This is a genomic window from [Pseudopropionibacterium] massiliense (genome assembly GCF_900607225.1).
Classification (GTDB): domain Bacteria; phylum Actinomycetota; class Actinomycetes; order Propionibacteriales; family Propionibacteriaceae; genus Arachnia; species Arachnia massiliensis.
Window position 1 is genome coordinate 3,037,410 of the sequence record NZ_LR027842.1, and the last position, 7,718, is coordinate 3,045,127.

At 70.3% G+C, this 7,718-nt stretch carries 8 protein-coding genes; 4 read left to right on the plus strand and 4 right to left on the minus strand.

The genetic code is table 11. From position 1 onward, the window contains the following. Positions 1–24: 24 nt before the first annotated feature. Positions 25–267, plus strand: coding sequence for a type II toxin-antitoxin system VapB family antitoxin (locus E0E39_RS13575; protein ID WP_130875228.1), 243 nt, complete (start codon positions 25–27; stop codon positions 265–267). After that, a complete protein-coding gene (locus E0E39_RS13580) occupies positions 264–644 on the plus strand; it encodes a type II toxin-antitoxin system VapC family toxin (RefSeq protein WP_130875229.1) in 381 nt (126 codons plus the stop codon). Before E0E39_RS13575 ends, E0E39_RS13580 begins: the two co-directional genes overlap by 4 nt. A gap of 12 nt (positions 645–656) precedes the next feature. Here E0E39_RS13580 and E0E39_RS13585 read toward each other — a convergent pair whose 3' ends face one another. Both E0E39_RS13585 and E0E39_RS13590 read right to left on the minus strand, forming a co-directional pair. After that, the gene (locus E0E39_RS13585; protein WP_130875230.1) at positions 657–2,180 is read right to left on the minus strand and encodes a xylulokinase; all 1,524 of its coding nucleotides are present in this window, start codon (positions 2,178–2,180) and stop codon (positions 657–659) included. Positions 2,181–2,205: 25 nt separating this feature from the next. Beyond that, a complete protein-coding gene (locus E0E39_RS13590) occupies positions 2,206–3,234 on the minus strand; it encodes an NAD(P)H-dependent glycerol-3-phosphate dehydrogenase (protein ID WP_130875231.1) in 1,029 nt (342 codons plus the stop codon). Between the two features lie 116 nt (positions 3,235–3,350). Between E0E39_RS13590 and E0E39_RS13595 the strand changes: the two genes are divergently transcribed. Both E0E39_RS13595 and E0E39_RS13600 read left to right on the plus strand, forming a co-directional pair. Then, a complete protein-coding gene (locus E0E39_RS13595; RefSeq protein ID WP_165444805.1) occupies positions 3,351–4,139 on the plus strand; it encodes a DeoR/GlpR family DNA-binding transcription regulator in 789 nt (262 codons plus the stop codon). Positions 4,140–4,305: 166 nt separating this feature from the next. Next, positions 4,306–5,040, plus strand: a complete 735-nt coding sequence (locus E0E39_RS13600; RefSeq protein WP_130875233.1) for a sulfite exporter TauE/SafE family protein — start codon at positions 4,306–4,308, stop codon at positions 5,038–5,040. Positions 5,041–5,074: 34 nt separating this feature from the next. On the opposite strand, the gene E0E39_RS13605 is transcribed toward E0E39_RS13600, so the two are convergent. Together E0E39_RS13605 and E0E39_RS13610 are read right to left on the minus strand one after the other, a co-directional pair. Further along, a complete protein-coding gene (locus E0E39_RS13605) occupies positions 5,075–6,208 on the minus strand; it encodes a zinc-binding dehydrogenase (protein WP_207302509.1) in 1,134 nt (377 codons plus the stop codon). Positions 6,209–6,512: 304 nt separating this feature from the next. Beyond that, complete coding sequence (locus tag E0E39_RS13610; RefSeq protein ID WP_130875234.1) at positions 6,513–7,700, minus strand: Gfo/Idh/MocA family protein; 1,188 nt, start codon at positions 7,698–7,700, stop codon at positions 6,513–6,515. Between the last annotated feature and the right edge of the window lie 18 nt (positions 7,701–7,718).

Consider the following 7,718-nt stretch of genomic DNA (forward strand, 5'->3'; position numbering starts at 1 on the left):
TTGGCGACCTCTTAAACTTGCTTCATGACGAGCCTCATCATCGACGATCCCCGCGTACGGGCCATGGTCGACCATCTCGCGAAGCAACGCGGAGTCACGGCCACGGAGGTGGTCCGGGACGCGGTCGAGCAGCAGCTCACCGAGAAGGAACAACGACGACTCGACCGGCTGGCCGCCATCGAGGAGCTCCAGGCCGAAGCTGCACCGTACCGGCATCTTTTCCTGACCGACGACGACATCTACGACGAGAATGGACTACCGAAGTGATAGTCGACACATCTGTAGGTGTCGCAATCCTCAATGAGGAGCCCGAGGCGGAGACCTTCAAGAGAATTCTCACCGCAACGGACAACATCAGGATGTCGGCTGCTTCTGTGCTGGAACTCGCGATCGTGTTCAGAGAGCGCCCGGGGCTTGCCGAGAAGTTCATCGCCAGAACTGGCATCGAGGTGCTCGACATCAATGCCGAGCACCTGCACGAGGCCATCCGGGCCCACGAGCGGTTCTGCCGCGGTTCGGGCTCGCCGGCGAAACTCAACTTCGGCGACTGCTTCAGCTACGCGGCCGCCAAGGTGACGGGCGAACCGTTGCTCTTCAAGGGCAACGATTTCACGCACACCGACATCCCGAGTGGCGTTTCCTGAGCGACCGGGCGTTCAGCTCGCTTTTTCGCGCAGTTCCGCGATGACGGGGAACACCTTGCGCAGCGCCGGGTACAGGGCCGCGTGGGCCTTCGCGGCCTTCTTGTAGAGCTTCTTCAGGTGGGGTTGCGGAGCGACGGTGTGCGATACCCGGCTCATCCTCGCCGCCGTCTCCTTCACGTCCGTGACCCCGCCCGCCCCGACGGCGGCCGCCCCCAGGATCGCGGCCCCGAGGCAGGTGGTCTCCGTCTCGGCGCACACGTCGATGGGGCGTTGCAGTGCGTCGGCGAGGATCTGGTTGAACAGCGACGACTTCGTGGCGCCGCCCATCACCACGAGGCGCTCCACCGGCGTTCCCGTCGCCTTCTCCACCCGTTTCAGCGACACCCGTTCCTCCAGGGCCAGGCCCTCCAGCAGCGCCCGGTACAGCTCCGGGACGCCGTGGGTGTCGGAGAAACCGACGAAGGCCCCGCGCGCGTTCGCGTCCCAGTAGGGGGTTTCCGCGCTGGTCAGGTAGGGCAGGAACTGCACCCCGCGCGCACCGGCGGGGACCCCTGCGGCGAGCTCCTCCAGGCGCGGCTCGATCGGCCCGTCGGCGGGGTCCATCCCCGAGAGCCGGTCCCGGAACCACGCGATGCACAGCCCGCCGGAGCTGAGCAGCGCCTCCAGGGTGTAGCTGCCCGCGATGGGGCTCGACAGGGTGCGGAAGGCCCGCGAGTACAGGTACTGCTCCGAGTGGATTCCCATCGTCATGGAGGTGCCGAGGCTCAGGTAGGCCCGCGACGCCGTGGTGACGTTGGCGCCCAGCCCGGCGGACTGCCCGTCCCCCGCGCCCGCGACGACGGGCAGGTCGCGCGGCAGGCCCAGCGAGTCGGCCACCTCGTCGGTGACGGTGGCCATGACGCTGCCGGGCGGCCGCAGCGCGGCCATCCGGTCGAGGCCGAGGCCGGCCAGGGCCAGCAGCTCCTCGGAGTACCCGAAGGAGTTCATGTCGAGCACCGCCATCGGGTCGGCGGTGGCCCAGCTGGTCACCCACTGCCCGGTCAGTTCGTGGGTGAGGTAGGCGTGCACCTCCACGACCCGCCGGGCCGCGCGCATCGCATCCGGTTCGTGTTCGGCCAGCCAGATCAGCTTGTAGAGGCTGGGGGTCGTGGACGGGGGTTTCCCGGACAGCGCGTGCACCTGGTCGCTGCCGAACCGCGCGATCTGGTCGCCGGCACGGGTGTCCAGCCACAGCACGGCGGGCCGGATCGGGGCGTCGTTCTCGTCGAGCAGGACGAAGGACTCCCGCTGGTGGGTCATGCACAGCGACAGGATCTCCCGCCCGCTGCCCTCCAGTTTCCCGGTGACCTCCCGGATGGCCTCGGACGTGGCCCGCCACCAGTCCCCGGCGTCCTGCTCCTGCCAGCCGGGCCTGGGGGTGTTGCGGGGATATTCGCGGCGGGCCTGGGCGACGGCGCACCCGTCCAGGTCGAAGGCGATGGCCTTGGTCGCGGTGGTGGAGGAGTCGAGGGCGAGTATGACGGGGGAATCGGACATGTGGCACCTGCCTGGGTATTGGGTCTCAGAGGGAGAGCGCGGCTTCCCTGATCTCGTCGGTGGTCCGCCCCTGGTGCACGACGGCGTGCACCGCCACCAGCAGCGGGAGGTCGTCGATCAGCCGCGGGTGGCGCTGCTGGACGAATCGCAGGGCGAACTCGACGGCGGGCACGCCCTCCACTGTCTGCTCGGCGGCGGTCATCGCGGCGAGGGCCTCGTCGGCCCGTTCGCCGCCGCCGATCCGCATCCCGTAGACCTTGTTGCGCCCGGACAGCCCGGTGACCTCCAGGTCGCCCGCGCCCGCCAGCCCGAGGGCGGTCCACGGGTCGGCCCCCTCGGCGTCGAGGAGCAGCCGCAGTTCCGCCAGGGCCCGGGCGAAGGCGGCGGCCTTGAGGTCGTGGAAGGGCTGGTCACCCAGCTCGCCCATCCCGTCCGCGACTCCGAGGGCGATGGCGTAGACGTTCTTGAGGGCCGCGCATAGCTCGACGCCGTCGCGGTCGGTGCTGTGGGCGACCCGGTACTGGCGGGTGGTGGCCATCCGGGCCCAGCGTTCGGGGGACTCGGCGGCGGCGAAGATCGGGGCGGTGGGGTGGCGGGAGGCCACCTCGTTGGCCGTGCAGGGGCCGCCTATCGCGACGACCGGCGGGGCGGGGACCGCCTCCTGGGTGAGCACCTCCTCCATCATCTGGGGCAGCAGCTGGACGCGGCCCTCCGCGTCGGGCGCGAATCCCTTGGAGGTGAGCCAGATGGCGCGTACCCCTGTTAGGAAGGGCGCCGCCAGCCGGGTGATGTCCACCACCCCGGGGGAGGAGACGGCCAGCACGACGACGTCGGCGCCGGCCAGCGCGACGTCGATGTCGGAGGAGGGGTGAGGGGTGACCTCGGGCGGCACCACCACCCCGGTGCGGGGGTGCGGCTCGCCGGCCCGCACGGCGGCGACGAGGTGGTCGTCCAGGTGGGTGCCCCACAGCCGGACCCGGTGTCCGGCGTCGACCAGTGGAGTGGCGATGGCCGATCCCATTGCCCCTGCGCCGAGAATCGTGATGGTGCTCATCAAAACCCCTTTGTGTGATTCACAACCAATGATGCGTGGAGAATATCACAAAATACGTGGCTTGGGGCATGGTTTCCCACGCTTCCTGCGATACCCTGATGCGAGGGAGGGGCATCATGGCAACCACGCGCCGAGGACGCGGCAGCGCCGCCGGCCAGCGGCAGCGACAGCGCGCCATCCAGGAGTTCGTCAGCGAGGCCGGGAGCCGCACCGTCGAGGAGATCGCCCGCTTCGCGTCGGTGTCCACCATGACCGTCTACCGCGACCTCGGGGAGCTGGAACACCTGGGGCTGTTGCGGCGGGTCAAGGGGGTGGTCACGGCCGCCGCCTCGAACCTCCAGGAGGCCTCGTCGCGCCACCGGATGGGCCGGGACGTCGACGTCAAGCGACGGCTCGGTGAGGCCGCCCTCGATTTCGTCGAGACGGGGTCGGCGATCATGCTCGACGACTCGTCGACGGGCCTGCCCCTGGTACGGCTACTACCGCGCCGCACGCCGCTGACGGTGATCACCAACTACCAGCCCATCGCCCGCGAACTGGAGGAACACCCCGGCATCCGGCTGTTGATGACCGGCGGCGAGTACCTGGCCTGGGCGGATGCCCTGTTCGGACCCATGACCGTCCACGCCATCCGGCGGATGCGGGCCGACGCGGTGTTCATGTCGGCGTCGGCCATCACCGACGGCGCCGTCTACCACCCCACGGCAGAGGCGGCGGAGGTGAAGCGCGCCATGCTGGACTCGTCGTCGCTGCGGGTGCTCTACGCCGACCACAGCAAGTTCGAGCGCCGGGCCCTCCACCGGGTGGCGCCGCTGACCGACTACGACGTGGCCATCCTCGACCGGGACACCCCGGAGGACCACCTGGCCTCCCTCCCCGATGGGCTCCGGGTGGTCCGGGTCTGAATTGCCCCAAACCCTGCGACCGGGGACCGGGCCATCCCCGGAACACCCGGTTGCGCAGCACTCAGCTCCCCACATCGCGCCCGGAGCGGTCCGAACCGGGTTGAGTGCAGCGGAACCGGGTTCGGCCGCCGACCACCGCCGCGCGGGGGTGTCCTAAGCTGGCCCGGTGATCGAGTTGACGGCGCTGACCTGGGGTGTGCTGGTTACCGGGGCGCTGCTGGTCGGGGTGGCGAAGACCGCGCTTCCCGGGCTCGCGACCTTCGTCGCCGCGATGTTCGCCGCCGTGCTGCCCGCCCGCGAGTCGACGGCGGTGCTGCTGGTGATGCTCATGACCGGCGACCTGGTCGCGATCTGGGTCTACCGCCGGGACGCCGACTTCAGGACCCTGCTGCGCCTGGCGCCCCCCGTGATCGCCGGGCTGGTGCTGGGGGCGACGTTCCTGGCCTGGGCCGACAACACCACCATGCGGCGCACCATCGGCGTCATCCTGCTGGCGTTGACGGCCCTGACCCTGTGGAGCATGCGGCGCGGCCTCGGCGACGCCGCGCAGGGCGCGCCGGCGCGGATCGGTTACGGCGCCCTCGGGGGTTTCACGACGATGGCCGCCAACGCCGGCGGCCCCGTCATGACGCTGTACTTCCTGGCGGCCCGTTTCGACATGATCCGTTTCCTCGGCACCCAGGCGTGGTTCTTCTTCCTCATCAACGTGGCGAAGCTGCCGTTCTCGCTCGGCCTCGGGCTGCTGGGCGGCGAGATGCTGGTGCCGCTGCTGGTCCTGGCGCCCGTCGTACTGCTGGGAACCTGGTTGGGTCGCGTGGTGATCCGCCGCATCGACGAGACGTGGTTCACGCGCATCATCATCGCGCTGACCATCGTCTCGTCGCTGTACCTGCTGCACTGAGCCGCGGATCACCCGGAATCCACGCGACCACCCGTCACAGCGACATGTCGACCACCGCCCTGCCGGTGATCTGGCCGTCGTGGAGCTGCTGGTACCCGGCGGCGACCTCGTCGAGGCCGTAGCGGCGGCTGACGATGTGCCGGTAGTTGATGACACCGGCGGCGGCCATCCGCACCACCTCGGGCAGGTCGCGGCGGGTCCTGGCCCCGTAGGAACCGATGATCGACTGCGACCTGCGCACCGTGCGGTTGATCTCCACCTCCGCCTTCTGCACCCCGGCGCCCAGCCCGATCGGCACCATCCGGCCGCCGTCGCGCAGCACGTCGAGCGCGGTGAGCCAGGTCTGCGGCCGCCCCAGCACCTCGAAGGCGACGTCGACGCCCCGGCCTCCCGTCAGCCCCATCACGGCCTCGCGGGCGTCCACCCTCGCCGAGTTCACCGTGTCGGTGGCGCCCAGTTCGACGGCCGCCTCCAGTTTGTCGTCGGCGACGTCGATCGCGATGATCCGGCGGGCCCCGAAGGCCTTGGCGATCTGGATCACGTTCGACCCGACGCCGCCGGTGGCGACCACCGCGACGGTCTCGCCGTAGCGCAGGTCGGCGCCGCGCCGCACCGCGCCGTAGGCGGTCATGGCCGCGCAACCCAGGATCGCCCCGGCGACGGGGTCGACGTCGCCGGGCAGCTTCGCGACGGAGGTCGAGGGGATGACGCAGTACTCGGCCAGTCCGCCCATCGAGTACATCCAGATGGGGTTGCCGTCGAGGTCGAACAGGCGGGTGGTGTCGTCGTAGAGGCGGCCCTTGAGCCGGTTGAGGGAGAAGAACGGCTCGCACAGGTCGTCGCGGCCGGCGGCGCAGGATTCGCACTGCCCGCAGGGCATCAGGAATCCCCCGGCCACCCGGTCGCCGACGGAGAGCCCGGCGTGTTCGTTGTGGGGCCCGATCTCCACCACCTCGCCCGCCACCTCGTGGCCCAGGACGCAGGGGGTGGGGAAGGCGATGGCCCCGCTGATGACGTGCAGGTCGGAGTGACACATTCCGCAGGCGGAGACCTTGACCAGTACCTCGCCGTTCCTGGGCCGCGGGGTGCGGATGGTTTCCACCTTCATGCCGTCGGCGACGTCTCGCAGGACGGCGGCTCTCATCGTCTCGGGGATGGTCGGGGTCATGGGGATCACAGCTCCTTCGCTACTTCCCGGCAGGGGTTCGAAAGATGCTACGCCCGTCACCACGAAATGTCTAGACAAATTGGTGTTTTGTTCGCTCTGAACGCGCGAGATGCACACCTGTCCACACCGCCCGCCCCACGAGCCCCGCCCCGCCCGAACCGAAACGCCAGCCCTGCGGGCGAACGCCTGCGCTGTAGCGCTGGCGGACGACGACAGGGCTGGCGTTCCCGGAGGGAAGGCCAGCACTCGGCGACAGGACCAGCGACTCGCGGGGCGACCGGCCGCCGCACGGGCGGGCCGACCCTCACGAACCCCAGGTGGTGCGACCCGTCACCTCCGGGACGTCGTGCCAGCGGCCGTCGGCGGCCGAGGCGACGGCGGCCTCGTCGATCTCGGCGGCCGCCCAGCCGTCGGCCACGGACGGGGCGAGCTGCTCGCCGGTCAGCACCGACTCGATGAACTGCGCCGCCTCGACGGTCTTCATGTCGTCGAAGCCCATGGACGTGCCCGCCCCGGGCTGGAAGATGCTGAACGACGGGAAGTCGGGTCCGGCCATCACGCGCGTGTAGCCCTGGAACTCCTGGTCGCGGCCCGCGCAGACTAGGAGGTCGTTGAGGTGCTCGAAGTTCCACCGAAGCGACCCGTTGGTCCCGTAGACCTCGACGACGTACTCGGCGCGCGGCCCCACCGCCACCCGGCTGGCCTCCATGGTCGCGACCGCCCCGCCCTCGAGGCGCGCCAGCACCGCCACCCAGTCCTCGTTCTCGACGGGGCCGAGTTCGTCGGAGACCTCCCAGCCGGAGTGCCCGATGCCGGCCTTGGTGGGGATGGGGCGTTCGGAGATGAACTGCGCCGACGTCGCGGTCACGGATTCGATGCGCCCGGCGAGGTACTGCACCAGGTCGGCGCCGTGGCTGAGGAGGTCGCCGATGACACCAGAGCCACCCTTGTCGCGGCTGTGGCGCCAGGTCAGCGGCCCGTCGGGCGACGACCCGTAGTCGGCGATCAGCCAGCAGCGCACGTTGGTGACGCGCCCGATCCGGCCGTCGCGGATGAGCTGCCGGGCGCGTTCGATGGCGGGCGTGTGGCGGTAGTTGAAGCCAACCGCGGTGATCAGCCCGGCGGCCTCGGCGGCCTCGGCGATTTGGCGCGACTGCGCCGCCGAGACCCCCATGGGTTTCTCGATCCAGAACGGTTTCCCGGCGGCGACGGCGGCCAGGGCGATCTCGTGGTGGAGGAAGTTCGGGGAGCAGATGCTCACGACGTCGACCTCGGGGTCGGCGAGCAGCTCGTGGTAGTCGGCGTAGGCCCGTTCGAAGCCGAGGGCAGTGACGGCCTCGTCGCGGGCCTCCTCCACGGGGTCGCAGGCGGCGACGAGACGCACCTCGACCCCCAGGCCCCGGTAGCGCTCCGCCAGGGCGCGGTAGCTGCGGGCGTGCAGCCTGCCCATCCACCCGAGGCTGATGACCCCCACACCGATCCGCTTGCTCATGTTGTTCTCCCTGGTTCA